We start from the raw sequence: 17,072 nt of genomic DNA on the forward strand, positions 1-17,072 counted from the left end.
AGTTTTGTGCGCACATGCCTGTTTCCCCAGCTAGGGGCACTCGGCAGGCGCGTCGCCTCGCATCGGAGCGTCGGCGGGCAGCGTGTAGGTCACGACGACGTCGGCGTCGACGACCCCCTCGTTGGTCACCTGATGGGCCACCCCACCCGGGATGACGACCATCTGGCCCGCGGTGTACACCGTCGGCGCACAATTACCCGCGCTCCGCACGATGACCTCGCCGCCGTTGATCACCGACTGCTCCGGACCGGGATGGGTGTGCCAACCGCTGCCGGCCCCGGGTTTGAGCAACAGGCCCTGCACATGCAAGGTGGTCGGCTGTCCCGCCGTCACGATCCAGATCGGCGCGGTGGTGGTGCCTTTGCCGAGATCGGTGCGCACGACGTCACCCTCGGCCGGGGTGGCTGCGGCCGGGCCGGCCAGCACGACTGCGGCGACTGCGGTCGTGGCACCGACGGCGACGATATGCGTGAGTTTCATGGGTCCTCCCGGCGTTGACCGAAAGCTACCTCTCCTGGCATTTTTCGTCAGGGATACGGCTGGTACGGGTACTGCGGCTGCTGCTGATACGGGTACTGCGGCTGTTGCGGGTAGGGGTTCTGCGGCTCGCCGCGGTTCGGCACCTGGATCGGGATGGGCACCGGGACGAACGGCACGGTGACGTAGGTCGTCGTCATCGGGTTCGTCGTCGTGGTGGTCGTGGTCGGCGGTGTCGTCGTCGTGGTCGTCGGCGGCGTCGTGGTTGTCGTCGTTGTTGTCGTGGTGGTGGTGGTGGTCGTGGTGGGAGGCGGCGTCGTCGTCTGCGTGACAACGTGCGTCTCGGTCACCGGGGGCGGTGGAGCTTGGGTCACCGTGACCGGCGGGGGCGGCGGTTCGACCGGTTCCGGTGCGGGCGGCGGTTCGACCGGGGGCGGGGGTGCGACCGGGCTCGGCGCCACCTCCTGTGCAGGCAACGGCTTGGGCTCAGGCGGCTTGACCTCTGAACTCGGCGCGGTGCCCGTCGCACTGGTCAACGCATACGTCACACCACCGATGGCAACGAGAACCAGGGCCGCGGCCACGGCGAAGACGGTCAGCGGCAAGCGCTCCCACCCGCCACGCTGCTGCTCGATCGGGCCCGTCGGCGGTACGTACTGCACGGCGGGACGCGCCGCCGTCTCACTGCCGTAGGCATCCACCAGATCCGGTCCGGTGTAGGGCACCACGTCGTCGCCGGCCTCATCCTCCGACCAGGCCAATGCGCGGAAGGTGGACGAACCCGCAGAACCCTCTGCGGCGGAAGGTATTCCGGCCGTCGCCGACACCGCCGCCACTCCCAGGGTCGGGGCCATACCAGTCTGCGCATCGGCATCCACCGCGTAGGCCGCGGACAACGCGGCACCGATCGCGGCATCCAGCGCCGGCTGCGGAGTCGTCACCACCTGCGCCTGTGAATGCTCTGAAAGTCGTTGGGTGACCAGTGGAATACTGGCCCCGCCGCCGATGGTCACCACCGCCGAGACCGCCGGCCAGCCGATCCCGTTGCGCTCCAACATCTTTTCCAGCGCATCCAATACACCGTCGAGCGGTGCCTGCATCAGCCCCTCGAGTTCGGTGCGGGTCACCCGCACCGTGGCCGAATATCCGGGCAGCTCGACCACCAGGTCGGTCGCGGTGTCGGCCGACAACCGTTCCTTGGCCTGACGACATTCCTCGCGCAGCCGGCCCAGTGACCCCACCGCCTCGGTACCGGCCGGATCGATTCCACCGGCCTGGGCCACACCGTCGAGCACGTGGGTCAGCAGCGCCTGATCGAACTGGTCACCCGAGAAATCGGGATAGCGGGTGGTCTCGTCGATCGGCTCGAAGGCCGCCGCGGCATCGGCCAGCGTGATGCTGGTACCACCGCCGCCGAAGTCCAGCAATGCCACCACGCCGTTGGACGGCAGGCCCGGGTTGGCGCGCAGCGCAGCCAGCGAGGCGACGGCATCGGGGATGAGTCGGGGTGGCCGCCCGTCGCGCGACAGGCTGGGGTTGTGCCTGAGTGCGTTGCGCAGGGCTCGCAAGGTGGGTGCACCCCAGTGGGCAGGCACCGCGATGGCCAACTGTTCGGACGGGCCCCCGACGAGCTCGACCATCGCATCGAGGGACTCGACCAACAAGGTGTCTGCGGGATAGGACGCACCGTCGGGCGCCACCAACGGCACCGGGTCACCGACCCGCTCGACGAACCCGCTCAACGTGACACCGGAACCAGATTCGGGCACGCCGACCTGCGGCGTCCGGTCTGTCGACAAGGTCAACACCGAACGCCGGCTGACAGGTTGATTGCCGACACGCGCCGCAACCAAGTTGGTGGTCCCGATCGACAACCCCAACGGGCCGCTCATAACGTTCGCCACGATAGCCGCCACGGAGCCCCGCAGCTGTCCGACACTCCGCGGGGACCGCCCCAAGCGCGTTCCGCCGGTGCACGTTTGACCACGTCAGCAACGCCCATGCCGCACACAGGAATGATGATGGTTACTTCAGATGGCGGCCAGTGCGGAAATCTGGCAACGTTTTCCGGGCGGTCCGCACCGAGCCGCACATGCGGATGTCAGACCCTGTGACGAGCGTGCAGCTTTCTCGAGGCGGACATCGAGTGTCCGTCGCGAATGCCTGTACATTCGCCACAGTGGCCGGGGATGGTGTGCGCCTCGACGGGAGGCGCAGCACAACGCTCATCTCGGAACTCCTAGCGGGCCACGCTCAGCAACCCTTGACAAGGGTGATCCGCAATTGATTGCTCGTCCATTCTTCAGCAGCAGAGATATCGCTAGACCAACCAATTGCGCGCAGCGGCAAGATATTCGGCCCACAAGGCAGGTGAATATTGGGGTCAAACTGCACGGGCGCAACGATGTAGGTACCACCACCGGGGGCGTAGCTACCGATATTCATCCCGTCGGACCAGATTGCGTCAGAGGCGATTAGGCCGTCCGGATGGGCCGACGTTCCGTATCTGACGCTGCCCCGTACCGGATTGATGCCCTTCGGCAGTTCGATCTTCAACGTGACGTCGTTGTGGCCTGCATCGCCCCGATTCTTGTACTCGATCAGTGTCTCCACGATCGCAGCGGGCTCGGTCACCGTGATCGCATCCGCCCATATCGGGCTCTGCCAACGGCCCTCAAGCTTGAACTGATCGAGCGGTGTCACAGGATCGCTTGATGGCGAAGGTTGTTGCGAAAGAACCCATTTGACGACGCCACCTGAAAGGCCGAGGATCACGCACGCGGCCACAGCCGTGCCAGTCAAGGCGCGGCGATTGACCTCCATCGCCCGGTAGTCGTCTCGGTGTATCGCAAAGTAGAGGCTGATCGATCCCAGTGCCCACGCGGAGGCTATCGTGATCGCAAGCTGCGCGTTCAGCCCGAAGATCTTCACAGTCATGAGCCAGGCCGCTTCCATACCGACCACGACAAACAGGGCAAATAGCCCTCGCTGGGTAAGCGTGTTCACCGCAGGCGACTTGCACCGATCTGTGTCGCCAGGTTCAGGTGTCGACTCTTCATTGCACGATTCTTCCGAGTCCTTTGCGTCAACGTCCGCATCAATATCGGCCATCCACACCCCTCGAGCGTTCCGCACACCCGAAGGTGCTTCCCAACCCAGATACGACCGGCCCAGGTACGCGCTAGTGATCGAACATGCGCGAGATCTCGTTGCGCTTGTTCGACATCTCGTTCTCGATGTAGATCGCGTTCACCAGCGCAAGCGCCAAGAGCACGGCGGCGACGATGCGAACCCACTTCGCAGCCCCTAGGAAGAAGGCGACAGCCGTGCCCGCGGCTACGACGGCAACTCCGGTCCACACCGGGCCTGAGCCGGTTAGGAGGCTGACGGATTGCATGGACATCACAAGCCCGATCACGACGAGCACACAGACGCCAGCAGCAACTGCCGCTTGCTTGCCATTGTTGGCTTTGTCCGGTGCGGTTGGTCCCGACGCTGGCCCGCTCCAGGCGGCGCCGTTCCAATAGATCCGGTTCTCGGGGTCAGAGGGGTCAGGATACCAGCCCGGCGCCGGATTCGGAGCGTTCATCGTGGGTAGCCCCTTTCTGTCAGAATGACGAGAGCGTAAACCCGCCGGGTGACACGCCAGGCCGATTGTCTGGAATCGTCACAGCAAAACGAAGCCGCCGCCGGAGCTCACGAACAGACCCATCGCGAGTAATCCGGCGCGCCCGGTGTGCTCCAATGTCGGACATGGGTGACATCGACGACATCAAGCAGGTCAAGTACCGGTACCTCCGTGCCCTCGACACCAAGCACTGGGACGAGTTCGCCGACACCCTCACCGAGGACATCGCGGGCGACTACGGACAGTCCATGGGCAAGACGCTGCATTTCACCGACCGCGACGCTCTGGTCGAGTACATGAAGAGCTCGTTGGGCCCCGAGGTCATCACCGAGCACCGCGTCGCGCACCCCGAGATCGAGGTGAACGGCGACGAGGCGACCGGCACCTGGTACCTGCAGGACCGCGTGATCGTGCCCAGCGTGAACTTCATGCTGTTCGGGTCGGCGTTCTATCACGACCGCTATCGGCGTACCGCCGACGGCTGGAAGATCAGCGCCACCGGCTACGACCGCACGTACGACGCCACCCTGTCGCTGGAGGGGCTCAACTTCAAGCTGGAACCCGGTACCGCCCTCAATATTTGACGCGTTACTTCGCGACGGCGATCACGGCGCCCGGCCGCAGCCACTGGATGATCTGCACCAACGTGGCGTCGTCGATCGCCACACAGCCTGCGGTGGGGCTGCCATCGGTGGTGTGCAAGAAGAACGCACTCCCGTTGCCGGGCACCCTGGTTTTGTTGACGCCCATCACCACAGCGTGTTTGTACTGAGGGATCTGCAGGTTCTCGGTGGCACTGCCCGAGTCGGTGCTGAACGGGCACTGCGCCTTCTGACACACCTGCATGGTGTTGTAGGTCGGGCTCTTCGTGTCGCCGTCCCACCAGTGGTCCGGACCGACCTGGACGTACTGCAGGCCACCGCCGGGGTTGGGGGCGGTTCCGAACGCGAAGTCGAGGGTGAATACCCCCATTGGGGTCGCCATATCGCCTTCGCGGGTCTGTGGGGCCATACCGTTGGAACCGATGTTCGCCGGGATACCGGCGCCGACCGGCTCCCAGCCCGCAGGCCCGCGTTGCCAGACATCCATCTTCGCCTTCGAACCACCCACTCCGACAACGGAAATCACCTGGGTGGCGTTGCCCACCGAAGAGGCGAACCAGGGTGGGTCGACGGCACCGGCGGTGGGCGCGCATGCCAGAGCCAACACCCCGGCACACAACATGGCGAGCAGTCGGCGCATCCGTCCATCGTCGTCGGCAGCCCTCTCGGCCGGATAAAGCTTGCAACACGATCCGGTCGCGATGGCTACGTTGGTGACATGGACGTGCAGGCGATCGGCAAGGGTTTGGGCACGTTGGACCGAGAGGTCTTCGAGGCCGTGGCCGAGTCACCGAGCCCACTGCTGGACACCGTGATGCCCGGGCTGACCAGGGCCGCAGACCATTCCAAGCTGTGGTTTGCCATCGCGGCCGCCATGGGCGCGCTGGGCAGCACGTCGTTGCGGCGTGGTGCTGCGCGGGGCGTGGTCAGCCTGGCGGTGACCAGCCTGGTGACCAACCAGGTCGCCAAACGGGTCTGGCGGCGGCCGCGACCGGACCGCAGTCTGATCCCGCTGGCCCGACGGACCCGACGGGTCCCCACCTCGCATTCCCTGCCATCGGGGCACTCCGCGAGCGCTGCGGCCTTCGCGGTGGGCGTGGGCCTGGAGTCCCCCTCGGCGGGCCTGCCGCTGGCTCTGCTCGGCGGCCTGGTCGGGCTGTCTCGGGTCGCCACCGGCGCGCACTATCCCGGCGATGTGTTCGCCGGATTCGGCATCGGCGCCGCGATCGCGGTCCTCGGCGCACGCATCGTCCCGACCATCCCGGCTGCCACCCTGCCGGCTTCGGATCCGTTGCGGTTCCATACCGAGCCCCGGCCGGATGGTGCCGGCGTGGCACTGGTGATCAACCCGGCCTCCGGCGGCGGAACGGGCGCACGGATCGTCGACGAAGTGCGAAAAGCCCTGCCCCGCACAGAGATCGTCGAACTCGACAACGGCGACGACATCGAGGCGGTGTTACGCGAGACCGCTGCCCGCGTCGAGGTGCTCGCGGTGGGCGGCGGCGACGGCACCGTGGCGTGCGCGGCGGGCATCGCCGTCGAGGCGGGTGTCCCGCTCGCGGTGTTCCCCGGCGGGACGTTCAACCACTTCGCCAAGGACATCGGCTGCGATTCGGTGGCCCGGACCGTCAAGGCCATCACCGACGGCACCGCGGCCTACGTCGACCTGGTGTGCCTCAACGAGGAACACATGGTGATCAACACCGCCAGCATCGGCGCCTACCCGAACTACGTGCGGATGCGCGAGAAGCTCGAACACCGGATGGGCAAGCGTCTGGCCGGGATGTACGCGCTCTACCTGACGCTGCGCCGGGAAGCCCCGGTACGGATCAGCTACGACGACAAGACCCTTGAGACCGAGTTGTTCTTCCTGGGCAATTCGACGTACTTCCCGTCCGGGTTCGCCCCGTCGCTCCGGCCGCGTCTGGATGACGGTCTGATCGACGTGCGGATCCTGGAGACCGGGCGGCGGTTCAGCCGGCTGCGCATCGCGACGTCGGTGTTGTTGGGCCGGCTCGAACGCAGCCCGCTCTATCACGAACTCCGGGTGCCACAGTTCCGGTTCGTCGCCGTCGACGGACCCACCGTCCTGGCGCACGACGGCGAGGTGGGCGAGGCACTCAGCGAGGCCAGTTTCACCGTTCGGTACCGGGCGCTGCCGGTGTTTCGTCCGCTGCCGTAACGGTTGTCGGATACGGCGGCACCAACAGCAGGCAGACAACGAAATACCCGTAGCCCAGGGCCCAGCCGGCCAACACATCCGACGGATGGTGGACGTTGAGCACCACCCGGCCCACCCCGATCGCGACGACGACCAGCACCCCGGCAACCACCCACCATCCCCGCAGCCGCGGGTGGAGCCTCGGCCACGCCAGCGTCAACAGGGCCAGCACCGCAACCATCACGCCCAGCGCGTGCCCGGACGGGAACGACGTGGACAAAGCATGGACCAGCGCGGTGGCCGGCCGCGGACGGTCCGCCAGAAACTTGGCCACCTCGGTCGTCACCGCGCTGAGCTCGATGGTCAAGAACAGGAAAAGCGCGATGCGTCGTTGGCGGCGGACCAGTGCGACGACGATCATCACCAACGCGAGCAACCGGAATGCAAACGGGCCGAGCACGGTGCAGAACACGTTCCACGCGGTCACCCAGCCCGGGTGCGCCGAGCCGTACCGGTACGGACCCGCCAAGCCCGCGGCGTCGACGTCGGCCAGCCAGGTCCACTGATTCGCGTAACCGATCCACAGCGCCGCATACACCGCGACGGCCAGCACCGCGGTCACCACCAACCAGCTTTCACGGGTTCTCACCAGACAATCTCTACCAGCTCCAACCGATTTGCCATGTTTGCGCGCTACCGTCGAAGACATGGCCCTGATACTGCGGAAGCTGATGCACATCGGTGGACTACCGGAGGGTCTGCGGTCGGAGGCCGAAGCCGAAGGCATCCTGTTCCTGGCCGAGTACATACCGGTGACCAGGCGTTTCACTGGATCGATCCCCGGAACGCGATCGGCAGGAAGCGTCGCCAGCTACGCCGGTTCACTGGTTCTCACGAACTACCGGGCGCTGGCCACCATGTCCACCCTGCCCAAGCTCGCCGGCCGCAGCATCGACCAGCCGTGGTTGGCCCCGCAGGTCGGTGCGGTGCACGCCGAGATCAACGAGACCGGGCTGGTCCTGCAGGCCGACGTGGCCCATATCGACCGGCGCTGTCACGGGAAGCTTTCGCTGCATTACAAGACCGAGATCCCGGACGAGGTACTGACGCAACTGCCCCGCCGGTCGCTGGCCTTCGACGTGGGCGCGGAGTACGTGTTCCGCGCGGTCGGCGTGCCGTACCACCCGTAGCAAACGCCGCACCGAGTATGTAGCTCGCGATGAGCCAAACGGTTGCGGGCAGCGCATTCAGGCTGTTCGGTCGTGGGTGTGGACGGAAAGGAAGTGACGTGACCGAGCCGCAACGGCAGAACCTGTTGATCGTGCACTGGCATGATCTCGGCCGCTACCTCGGCGTGTACGGACGCCCGGATGTGGTGAGCCCACACCTCGACCGCCTCGCCGCCGAGGGGGTCCTGTTCACCCGCGCCCACGCCACCGCACCGTTGTGCTCACCATCGCGGGGCTCGCTGTTCACCGGCCGCTACCCGCAGAGCAACGGACTGGTGGGCCTGGCCCACCACGGCTGGGAGTACCGCGCCGGGGTGCGCACACTCCCCCACTGCCTTGCCGAATCAGGCTGGCACACAGCCCTGTTCGGCATGCAACACGAGACCTCGCAGCCGGCCAATCTGGGGTATGACGAGTTCGACGTCTCGAACTCGTTCTGCGAATATGTCGTCGAGCAGGCCAACGCCTGGCTGACCGCGCCACCACGGAAACCGTTCCTGCTCACCGCCGGATTCTTCGAGACACACCGGCCGTATCCGCGCGAACGATACGAACCGGCCGATTCTGGGTCCGTCGAGCCTCCCGACTACCTGCCCGACACCGCTGAGGTGCGGGACGACCTCGCCGAGTTCTACGGCTCGATTGCGGTAGCTGACGCGAAAGTCGGTGAACTGCTCGGCACTTTGGCTGCGACCGGTCTCGACGAGAGCACGTGGGTGGTGTTCATGACCGATCACGGGCCGGCGTTGCCCCGGGCCAAGTCGACGCTGTACGACGCGGGTACCGGCATCGCGCTGATCGTGCGCCCACCGCGTGGCTCCGGGATTCCGCCGCGCCGCTACGACGAACTGTTCAGCGGGGTCGATCTGCTGCCCACCCTGCTGGACCTGCTCGGCGTCGATATCCCCGACGAGGTCGAGGGCCTGTCTCACGCCAGCAACCTCACGGCGACGCCGACGGAGACGGCTGAGGTCCGTTCCGAGGTGTACACGACAAAGACCTATCACGATTCTTTCGACCCGATTCGTGCCATTCGCACAAAGGAATACAGCTATATCGAGAATTACGCGGCGCGGCCATTGTTGGACCTGCCGTGGGATATCGCCGACAGCCCCTCTGGCCGCGCCCTCGGCGATACCGTCCTGAGGCCCCGGCCCGGCCGCGAACTGTACGACCTCGTCGCGGACCCGACCGAAAGCAACAACCTGCTGGGACCGGACGCCACCGACAAGGCCGAGGCGATCGCGAACGACCTCGCACTGCTGCTGAACGACTGGCGCGAGAAGACTCTCGATGTCATTCCCTCCGAATTCGCCGGCACCCGGATATCGGAGCGTTACACCGAGACGTATCTGCATATCCACGGCCGTCCGGCCACCAGCAGATCGGCCATCGCCGTCGACCGCGGCATCACCGATACCCGCCAATAGTTTTCATCACGGCGAACGAAAACTATTGACGCCCCGTTAAATAGGCGCCGCAAACAATTCATGGTTAGAGTCTCGCCCATGCCAGATCATCCGACGGCCTACCTGGTGCTCGCATCCCAGCGCAGCGGCAGCACCCTGCTGGTGGAATCCCTGCGCGCCACCGGCATGGCCGGGGAGCCCCAGGAATTCTTCCAGTACCTGCCGACCACCAGCATGTCGCCGCAGCCGCGGGAATGGTTCACCGGTGTCGAGGACGAGTCGATCCTGCGCCTGCTCGACCCCCTGATCGAGGGCAAGCCGGACCTGGCCCCAGCTGAGATCTGGCGCGACTACATCCGCACCGTCGGCCGCACCCCCAACGGGGTGTGGGGCGGGAAGCTGATGTGGAACCAGACGCCGCTGCTGCTGGAACGTGCTGAGGGCCTGCCCGAGCGATCCGGGCCCGGCCTGCTCGACGCGATCCGCGACGTCACCGGCGGCGACCCGGTGCTGATCCATGTCTACCGGCCCGATGTTGTGTCACAGGCGGTTTCGTTCTGGCGCGCGGCGCAGACCAGGGTGTGGCGCGGCCGGGCCGATCCGGTGCGCGATGCGCGTGCCGAGTACCACGCGGGTGCCATCGCCCACGTGATCCAGCTGCTGCAGGCCCAGGAGGAGGGTTGGCGGTCCTGGTTCGCCGAGGAGAACATCTCCCCCATCGACGTGTCCTACCCGTATCTGTGGCGAAACCTCACGACCGTGGTGGCCACCGTGCTGGAAGCGCTGGGCCTGGACCCACGATTGGCGCCGCACCCGGCCCTGGAACGGCAGGCCGATCAGCGGTCCGACGAATGGGTGGACCGCTACCGCCGCGATGCCGAGGAGCAGGGCCTACCTACCAGTGATTTGGGTGCGTTCAGCGGCGGTCAGCGCCGGTGATTGCACCGGAGTCACGGGCTGACTCCATCACCGGACCTGGGCCACCGCGAACACGCGACGGAACGGGAAGAACGTGATGCCGTCAGCGCGTTTCGGATAGGCCTCGGCCAGCATCGGGATGATCGCCTGTCGGTAGAGCTCCCACATCTGCTCGCTCAGCCGGCCTTTGACCTGGGTCAGAGCGGTCCCGGTGATCCAGTCCAGAACCGGTGTCTCACCGGATAATTGGTGCACATAGGTGGTCTCCCAGGCATCCACCACACACCCCGCATCGGTCAACAACCCGGCGTATTGCGCGGGCGTATCCACCTGGCCGGCGTCACGCCACGGCATGTCGCGCAGCGGCTCGACGAACGGTTCACGGCGGGCCAGCTCGCGTACCGCGTGATGGGACGGGGCATCGAAATTTCCCGGCACCTGAAAGGCGATCCAGGCGCCCGGAGCCAACTGCCCGGCCCAGCGCACCAGGAGTTCACGATGGGTGGGTACCCACTGCAGCGCCGCGTTGGTGATCACCACGTCGGTGTCGGGTTGCGGTTCCCAGTCCTCGATCGCCCCGACATGTGCCTCAAGCCCGCGGCCCTGCGCCGCGGCAACCATCTCCGGCGAGCTGTCCCAGGCCTCCAAAGTGGCCCCGGGCCAGCGCTGTCCCAGCGTCTCGGTCAGGTTGCCCGGCCCGCAACCGAGGTCGACCACCCGTGACGGCGCCGACGCCGCGACCCTTGTGAGCAGGTCGTAGAACGGCCGGCCCCGATAGTCGGCGAAGGCGAGGTACGTCTCCGGATTCCACATGCCCCCGATCATGCCCCCCACTCGTGGTTCGGGGGCGGGTGGTTATCGTCAGACCCCGATGGACGAAGCAAACAAGGTACGCAAGATCTGGACCGAGCTGGGCCTGCCCGGCATCGTCGACGTGCACACCCACTTCATGCCCAAGAACGTCATGGACAAGGTGTGGCGGTACTTCGACAGCCAGGGCCCGATGATCGGGCGGGAATGGCCCATTACCTACCGCGCCGACGAGGCTGAGCGGGTCGCCACTCTGCGGGAGTTCGGCGTCCGCAGGTTCTCCTCACTGATCTACGCGCACAAGCCGGAGATGGCCGCCTGGCTAAACCAGTGGGCGGTCGGCTTTGCCGAGGACACCCCGGACTGCCTGCACACGGCCACGTTCTTCCCCGAACCGCAGGCCACGGCCTATGTCACCGAGGCGATCACCGCAGGTACCCAGGTGTTCAAGGTCCACATCCAGGTGGGCAACTACGACCCGAACGATCCCCTGCTCGACGAGGTGTGGGGGCTGATCGAGGACGCCGGCGTCCCAGTGGTCATCCACTGCGGTTCCGGCCCGGTGTCCGGCCAGTTCACCGGCCCCGAACCGATCGCCAAGTTGCTGGGCCGCTATCCGCGGCTGGTGCTGATCGTCGCGCACATGGGGATGCCGGAGTACTCCGCCTTCCTGGATCTCGCCGAGCAGTTCGAGCAGGTGCGGCTGGACACCACCATGGCGTTCACCCCGTTCGTCGAAGAGACGATGCCTTTCCCCACCTCGGAGACAGACCGGCTGAAGGCCCTGGGTGAGCACATCCTGTTCGGCAGCGACTTCCCGAACATCCCCTACGGCTACGCCGAGGCCATCCACCACCTGATCGACCTGCCGGGTGTCGACGACACCTGGCGCCGCAATGTTCTGCACGACAACGCCGCGAAGTTGTTCGGGCTCAGCTGAGCAGTTGGCTAGCATCGGGAAGCGTGGAGCCGTCCAGCGCAGACCCGGTGGAACCCCCGATCCCTGTTCCCGACGTCCCCGGCGGTGAGGCCGGTGCGCGCGGCCTGCCCCGGCGTGCCGATCTGACCGTGCGGCAACGCGCGATCGTGGACGCCTCCGCGATCGCCGACATCGCGTTGCGCACCGGGGTCGCCTCGATCGTGGCCACCTCGATGGTGCCGACGGCGCTGGCGTCGATGCTGCATCCGTCCGCGTCGCGCGCCGAGAACGACCACATGCGGTTCTACGCGGATCTGGCTGCGGCACAGGATCCCGCGGTGTCGTTCCCGGCGCCCACCCGACCACCCCGGGTATCCACCCGCCGGGCCAATCCGGTAGCCGAGATGATCGCGCACGGCCGGGTGGAGAACATCCGTTTCGACAGCAGCTTCACCGCGGTCAACCCGGCGCTGCGCGATATGTGCGACGGGTTCACCCGCAACAACGTTGTGCGGGCCCAGCATTGGCGCCATGACGACGGCCCGCACCCGACATTGTGTGTGATCCACGGTTTCATGGGATCGCCGTACCTGGCGAACGGCCTGTTCCTGTCGTTGCCGTGGTTCTACCGCTCCGGCTTCGACGTGCTGTTGTACACCCTGCCGTTTCACGGCCAACGCGCCGAACGGTTCTCACCGTTCAGCGGCTACGGATACTTCTCGCACGGGTTCGCCGGATTCTCCGAGGCCATGGCCCAGGCCGTGCACGACTTCCGTTCGGTGATCGACTATTTGGAGTACTCCGGTGTCGATCGGATCGCCCTGACCGGCATCTCGCTGGGCGGCTTCACCTCGGCGCTGCTGGCCAGCGTGGACGACCGGATTCAGGCCGTCGTCCCGAATGTGCCTGTGGTGACGCCGGATCGCACGGTCGACGAGTGGTTCCCGGCCAACAAGCTGGTGGCCCTGCAACGCCGGGTGTCCAGGACCGATCCCGCATTGATCGAAGCGGCGGCGCGGTATGCCTCACCGCTGAACTATCGTCCGCTGGTGCCCAAGGAGCGGCGGATGATCATCGCCGGCCTCGGCGACCGGCTGGCTCCACCGCAGCAGGCCGAAATGCTGTGGGAACACTGGGATCGCTGCGCGTTCCACTGGTTCCCCGGCAACCACCTGCTGCATGTGAGCCAGCCGGACTACCTACGCCGGATGACCCGCTTCCTGCGGGATTTCATGTTCGACTGACGGCTGCTGCAGCGCCAACGGCACCTCGACCGGAGTGCCGTCCAGGCGGTCCGAGGACAACGGGTTCAGCGCCGCCAACGCCGGGCGGTGCCGGCCCCCCGCCGGTTTCAGGCTGGGTAGCGGGGCCTTGCGTGCGGGCCGGTCCTCGGTACGGATCGCCGCGCCCACCGTCAGCTGCGGCTCGGTCGGAGATCCGGTGAATTCCAGTGCCGTCCAGATTTCCTGGGCCGGTAGCGCGCCGATGCCGGCCAGCACGGCGTCCAGCTCGTTGCTCACGTTGACGCGGTAGGCCGCCACGTATCCGGAGTCGTCCGTCACGCCGCGCCAGGTTTCCTTACCCGGGTCGGGCAGCGGGGAATCGACGCCGTCGACCAGCGTGATCGTCCAGCCCTGCTCACGCAGATGGTCGGCGAGCCGCCGCCCGACGATTTCGGTGGTGTCCCGCAACGGGATTCGCGAGGAGCGGGCGCGCAGTGCATCGAGATTGTCCGATGCTGCCACGGTCAGGCTGATCCAGCTGCGGCGGGTGCCGCCGGCGTCACGGTGGGTGATCCGGACCTTGTCGCAGCGAATGCCGTAGCGATCCAGGTAACTGACCACCACCGGCAACTGGGCCGGGTCCGCGGGATCGACGCGCAGCGTGACGGTCTCGGATTCCGACCGCTCGGCCGGCCCGTTCTTGGCGCGGTTCCGCCGCCACATCGCCAGGTGCCGGGCGATCCGGGTGGTCAGGAACACCCCGCCCCACCAGGCCAGCAACAACACCACAGCTGCGACGGAAACTCCGAGCACCCACCGTTCGGTATTGGTCTGCCATGGCCGGGCCAGGACGGCTGCGACGATGAACAGCGACGCCAGCGCGAGTCGGGCGGTCATGTGGTGGGGTCCTTCCGTCGATATGCGCCGAATGCGACGGCGAGCGCCGCCAGCGCAAGTGCTCCGGTGCCGGCGAAAGCGACGATTCGTCCGGTGTTGTCACGCGGTGCTGGTTCTGATGGTGCGGCAATGGGTTTGCCTGCGGGAGCCGCCGGTCCGTCCAGCGGCCGGTCGGCGACATCCCAGGTGAGTGCGGCCACCGGGTCGACACCGCCGGCACCGCTGATGTTCGACGGCGAGCGGGCGGCACCCTGGGCCGTCGTGGTCAGCCGGTGCACCACCTGGCGTGCGTTCAGGTCCGGGAACTTGCTGCGCACCAAGGCCGCAACCCCGGAAACGTAGGCCGCGGCGTAACCGGTGCCGTTGAGCGGAGCCAGCTTGCCCTGGTCGGTGGGCAGCGCGTTGGCCAGCCCTCCTCCGGCCGCATTGCTCACCGAGGAGATGTTCTCGCCCGGCGCCGAAATCCCCACCCAGGGGCCGGGCATGGTGAATCCGGAGGGCTGGCCGGTGGCGTTGAGCGCGCCGACCGACAAGACGTAGGGCTGCCACCACGACGGGATGGACACCGAGGAGACACCGCCCCAGTTGCGCGGATCATCCGGCGTTCCGGACAGCGGATTGGACCCGCACGCCGACCCGGTGGCGGCCCCGCCCTGGGTGTCGCCCGCGGCCGCGATGATGACCGCGTCCTTCTCGAGCGCCGCATAACGCAGCGCCGCACCGAGTTCGGTCTGGTCGATCTGTTTGTCAGCGGGCAGGCAGGTCACCACCGAGATGTTGATGACGCGCGCACCCAGGTCCGCGGCGCGCACCACGGCCCGGGCCAGGCTGGCCACATCCGCGGCGGCACGGGCCTCGGCCGCATCGGCGCTGGGGGTGCGCGGGGCGAATCGCGGTGAGTTCTGCCGGATCGAGATCAACCGGGCTTCCGGCGCCACCCCGGAGAAACCGTCGGGTCCGGGTTGGCCGGCGATGAGACCGGCCACCGAGGTGCCGTGACCATCACAATCGGTCAGTCCGTCGGTGGATTCGATGAAGTCTCCACCGCCCTCGATATGGGGCAACCGCGGTCCCGGCTGCACCCCGGTATCGATGACCGCAACGGTCTGGCCCTGCCCACGGCTTTGCTTCCAGGCATCGGACAGGTTGAGCGCCAACTGGTTCGGGTTGACCGCGCCGGGATCGGTACCCGGCCTCGCTTCGGTGGCGACGCACGCCGAACGCTGCGTCATCGCCTCCACCGGGCCGGCACTACCGGCCGGTGGGGCGATCTGCGGGTCGACCTCGGGCGGGCTGACCGCACCCGCCGACGGGGAGCCGACCAACAGCACCAGACCGGCTGTGGCCAGAACACCCAGACTCTTGTGGATCACCGATTCATCACCTGTCGAGGACGAGGCTGAACAGCCCGATGAGGAAGGCCATCACCGGAATCAGCGATGCATCGAGCCCGGTTGCCAGGAAGCCCACCAGGCGCCGCATCGGCAGCGAGTAGGTATCCGGCGATGCTGCCCGCGGATTCAGTGCGGCGAGAATCCACACCGCGACGAGCACGGCGAGCGTAGCCAGAGTCAACCAGGCGGCCGCATACCGGCCGTCGATCGCGAAGGCCACCAACAGGACAACGGACAGCAGGTAGGGCTGGGCCAGCAGCCAGGCCTTGCAGGAAGCGGAGTCCCACACGCGAGCCCGCAGGGCGGAGCCGAGCGCGGCGGCGACCACGACGTACCACGCCCACGGCGACGCAGCCGACGAACCGACCAGGGCCACCGACCCCGCGACGCCGAGCAGCACACCCGCGGCGATCACGCCGGTCTGATGCGACTGGCTCACCCGGACCCGGCGCGGCAGATCGGCCAGCACCGAGAGCGGATGTGCGGACGGGGAAGGATCACCCGGCGCCGGGATGACCGGCAGCGGGAAACGCGCCCACATGGCTGACAGTTGGGCGGCCTGAACGGTGACCACCAGGGCGATCAGGATCAGGGCGCACCCGATCACCGTCGCGTTGAGCTCCCACAGCGTGGCCGCTGCGGCGACCAACAACACGCCGGCACCGGCCACGGTGGTCGCGGTGAACACCGCGATACCCCGGTCACCGGGCGAGCTGGCCATGCTGATCAACGACCACGCAGCCACTCCCGCCGCAGCCAGCAGGATGCTGGGTGCACCGAATTCGCCTGGGACACCGAGGGCGAACGCTGCGCCGACCGGGACCAGCGCGGTGACGGCCAACGCGGTGGCCAGGGCTCCTGACCGGGCCCGGGTCGACAGCGCAGCCAGCACGGTGGCGACGGCGATGCCGCCCGCCACGAACAGCCCGAGCAGCTCACCGGTGACGACGCGATGGGCGACGGCCAGACCGGTGCCCACCAGGATCAGCCCGATCAGGGCCAGCGCCGCGCCCCGTGCGATGTGCGCGGGGCCCCACGGACGTCGCCGGGCAGCCGAGAAGATCACCGCCGCATCGGCGATGTCCTCGACGATGCGCGGGGCAGCCGGGCCGGACGGGACGGCTTGCAGCGCAAGCAGGTCCCCGTCCACCACACCGACCGTGTCGAGGGTGGCATCCAGGCTGTAGGGCGCACCGCCCACCGGGGCCAGGCTGAGCCGAACCGGGTCCGGGGCGCTCGCGCCGTCGTCGCCGCCGCTGGGGGGCAGCACGATGCGCTGGACCGCGGGCAGAATCTCGCGCAGCGGCAGACCGGACGGCAGGGCCATCTCGGTCAGCCGGCCACCATCGTCTCCGGCAGCCAGTACGGCCACCCGGACGATCGGCATCACAGTGTTGTCGGACAT

Annotated in this window: 17 protein-coding genes; 7 read left to right on the top strand and 10 right to left on the bottom strand. The window is 67.3% G+C overall.

Features of this window, described 5'->3' with window-relative positions; all coding sequences use genetic code 11:
- Nucleotides 1-30 precede the first annotated feature (30 nt).
- From JOF57_RS22570 to JOF57_RS22585, 4 genes are all read right to left on the bottom strand, one after another.
- Nucleotides 31-480 carry a cupin domain-containing protein gene (locus tag JOF57_RS22570; RefSeq protein WP_209920193.1) on the bottom strand — a complete coding sequence of 150 codons (450 nt, stop codon included), beginning with the start codon at nucleotides 478-480 and terminating at the stop codon, nucleotides 31-33.
- A 47-nt stretch (nucleotides 481-527) separates the two neighbouring features.
- A complete protein-coding gene (locus JOF57_RS22575; RefSeq protein ID WP_209920195.1) occupies nucleotides 528-2,369 on the bottom strand; it encodes an Hsp70 family protein in 1,842 nt (613 codons plus the stop codon).
- A gap of 361 nt (nucleotides 2,370-2,730) precedes the next feature.
- Complete coding sequence (locus JOF57_RS22580) at nucleotides 2,731-3,588, bottom strand: hypothetical protein (RefSeq protein ID WP_209920197.1); 858 nt, start codon at nucleotides 3,586-3,588, stop codon at nucleotides 2,731-2,733.
- A 70-nt stretch (nucleotides 3,589-3,658) separates the two neighbouring features.
- Nucleotides 3,659-4,066 (bottom strand): DUF2510 domain-containing protein, encoded by a 408-nt coding sequence (locus JOF57_RS22585; RefSeq protein WP_209920200.1) that lies wholly within the window; start codon nucleotides 4,064-4,066, stop codon nucleotides 3,659-3,661.
- A gap of 164 nt (nucleotides 4,067-4,230) precedes the next feature.
- Here JOF57_RS22585 and JOF57_RS22590 point away from each other — a divergent pair, with 164 nt between their 5' ends.
- On the top strand, nucleotides 4,231-4,689 hold the full coding sequence (locus JOF57_RS22590; protein ID WP_209920202.1) for a nuclear transport factor 2 family protein: 459 nt from the start codon (nucleotides 4,231-4,233) through the stop codon (nucleotides 4,687-4,689).
- Between the two features lie 4 nt (nucleotides 4,690-4,693).
- Here JOF57_RS22590 and JOF57_RS22595 read toward each other — a convergent pair whose 3' ends face one another.
- Complete coding sequence (locus tag JOF57_RS22595; protein ID WP_209920205.1) at nucleotides 4,694-5,347, bottom strand: L,D-transpeptidase family protein; 654 nt, start codon at nucleotides 5,345-5,347, stop codon at nucleotides 4,694-4,696.
- Between the two features lie 78 nt (nucleotides 5,348-5,425).
- On the opposite strand from JOF57_RS22595, the gene JOF57_RS22600 reads away from it, so the two are divergent.
- Entirely contained in the window at nucleotides 5,426-6,889 is a 1,464-nt protein-coding gene (locus JOF57_RS22600; protein WP_209920207.1) for a bifunctional phosphatase PAP2/diacylglycerol kinase family protein, read from the top strand.
- Here the strand turns inward: JOF57_RS22600 and JOF57_RS22605 are convergent.
- Nucleotides 6,843-7,517: a phosphatase PAP2 family protein gene (locus JOF57_RS22605; RefSeq protein ID WP_209920209.1), complete on the bottom strand. Its 675-nt coding sequence runs from the start codon at nucleotides 7,515-7,517 to the stop codon at nucleotides 6,843-6,845. The genes JOF57_RS22600 and JOF57_RS22605 overlap by 47 nt on opposite strands.
- Before the next feature lie 58 nt (nucleotides 7,518-7,575).
- Here JOF57_RS22605 and JOF57_RS22610 point away from each other — a divergent pair, with 58 nt between their 5' ends.
- The 3 genes from JOF57_RS22610 (at nucleotide 7,576) to stf0 (ending at nucleotide 10,445) form a co-directional block, all read left to right on the top strand.
- The gene (locus JOF57_RS22610) at nucleotides 7,576-8,058 is read left to right on the top strand and encodes a hypothetical protein (protein ID WP_209920211.1); all 483 of its coding nucleotides are present in this window, start codon (nucleotides 7,576-7,578) and stop codon (nucleotides 8,056-8,058) included.
- Nucleotides 8,059-8,156: 98 nt separating this feature from the next.
- Entirely contained in the window at nucleotides 8,157-9,527 is a 1,371-nt protein-coding gene (locus tag JOF57_RS22615; RefSeq protein ID WP_307870078.1) for a sulfatase family protein, read from the top strand.
- Nucleotides 9,528-9,605: 78 nt separating this feature from the next.
- Nucleotides 9,606-10,445 carry a trehalose 2-sulfotransferase gene (gene stf0 / locus JOF57_RS22620; protein WP_209920218.1) on the top strand — a complete coding sequence of 280 codons (840 nt, stop codon included), beginning with the start codon at nucleotides 9,606-9,608 and terminating at the stop codon, nucleotides 10,443-10,445.
- Nucleotides 10,446-10,472: 27 nt separating this feature from the next.
- Here stf0 and JOF57_RS22625 read toward each other — a convergent pair whose 3' ends face one another.
- Complete coding sequence (locus JOF57_RS22625) at nucleotides 10,473-11,237, bottom strand: trans-aconitate 2-methyltransferase (protein WP_209920220.1); 765 nt, start codon at nucleotides 11,235-11,237, stop codon at nucleotides 10,473-10,475.
- 58 nt (nucleotides 11,238-11,295) lie between these two features.
- Here JOF57_RS22625 and JOF57_RS22630 point away from each other — a divergent pair, with 58 nt between their 5' ends.
- Both JOF57_RS22630 and JOF57_RS22635 read left to right on the top strand, forming a co-directional pair.
- Nucleotides 11,296-12,174, top strand: coding sequence for an amidohydrolase family protein (locus JOF57_RS22630; protein WP_209920222.1), 879 nt, complete (start codon nucleotides 11,296-11,298; stop codon nucleotides 12,172-12,174).
- A gap of 23 nt (nucleotides 12,175-12,197) precedes the next feature.
- Nucleotides 12,198-13,397 carry an alpha/beta hydrolase family protein gene (locus JOF57_RS22635; protein WP_209920232.1) on the top strand — a complete coding sequence of 400 codons (1,200 nt, stop codon included), beginning with the start codon at nucleotides 12,198-12,200 and terminating at the stop codon, nucleotides 13,395-13,397.
- On the opposite strand, the gene eccE is transcribed toward JOF57_RS22635, so the two are convergent.
- Genes eccE through eccD form a run of 3 tightly spaced genes read right to left on the bottom strand, consistent with a single transcriptional unit; the run spans nucleotide 13,353 to nucleotide 17,072 of the window.
- The gene (gene eccE / locus JOF57_RS22640; RefSeq protein ID WP_209920234.1) at nucleotides 13,353-14,273 is read right to left on the bottom strand and encodes a type VII secretion protein EccE; all 921 of its coding nucleotides are present in this window, start codon (nucleotides 14,271-14,273) and stop codon (nucleotides 13,353-13,355) included. The genes JOF57_RS22635 and eccE overlap by 45 nt on opposite strands.
- Nucleotides 14,270-15,646 (bottom strand): type VII secretion-associated serine protease mycosin, encoded by a 1,377-nt coding sequence (gene mycP / locus JOF57_RS22645; RefSeq protein ID WP_209920235.1) that lies wholly within the window; start codon nucleotides 15,644-15,646, stop codon nucleotides 14,270-14,272. The genes eccE and mycP overlap by 4 nt, the downstream gene beginning before the upstream one ends.
- Nucleotides 15,647-15,653: 7 nt before the next feature.
- The gene (gene eccD / locus JOF57_RS22650; RefSeq protein WP_209920237.1) at nucleotides 15,654-17,072 is read right to left on the bottom strand and encodes a type VII secretion integral membrane protein EccD; all 1,419 of its coding nucleotides are present in this window, start codon (nucleotides 17,070-17,072) and stop codon (nucleotides 15,654-15,656) included.

This window comes from Mycolicibacterium lutetiense, assembly GCF_017876775.1.
Classification (GTDB): domain Bacteria; phylum Actinomycetota; class Actinomycetes; order Mycobacteriales; family Mycobacteriaceae; genus Mycobacterium; species Mycobacterium lutetiense.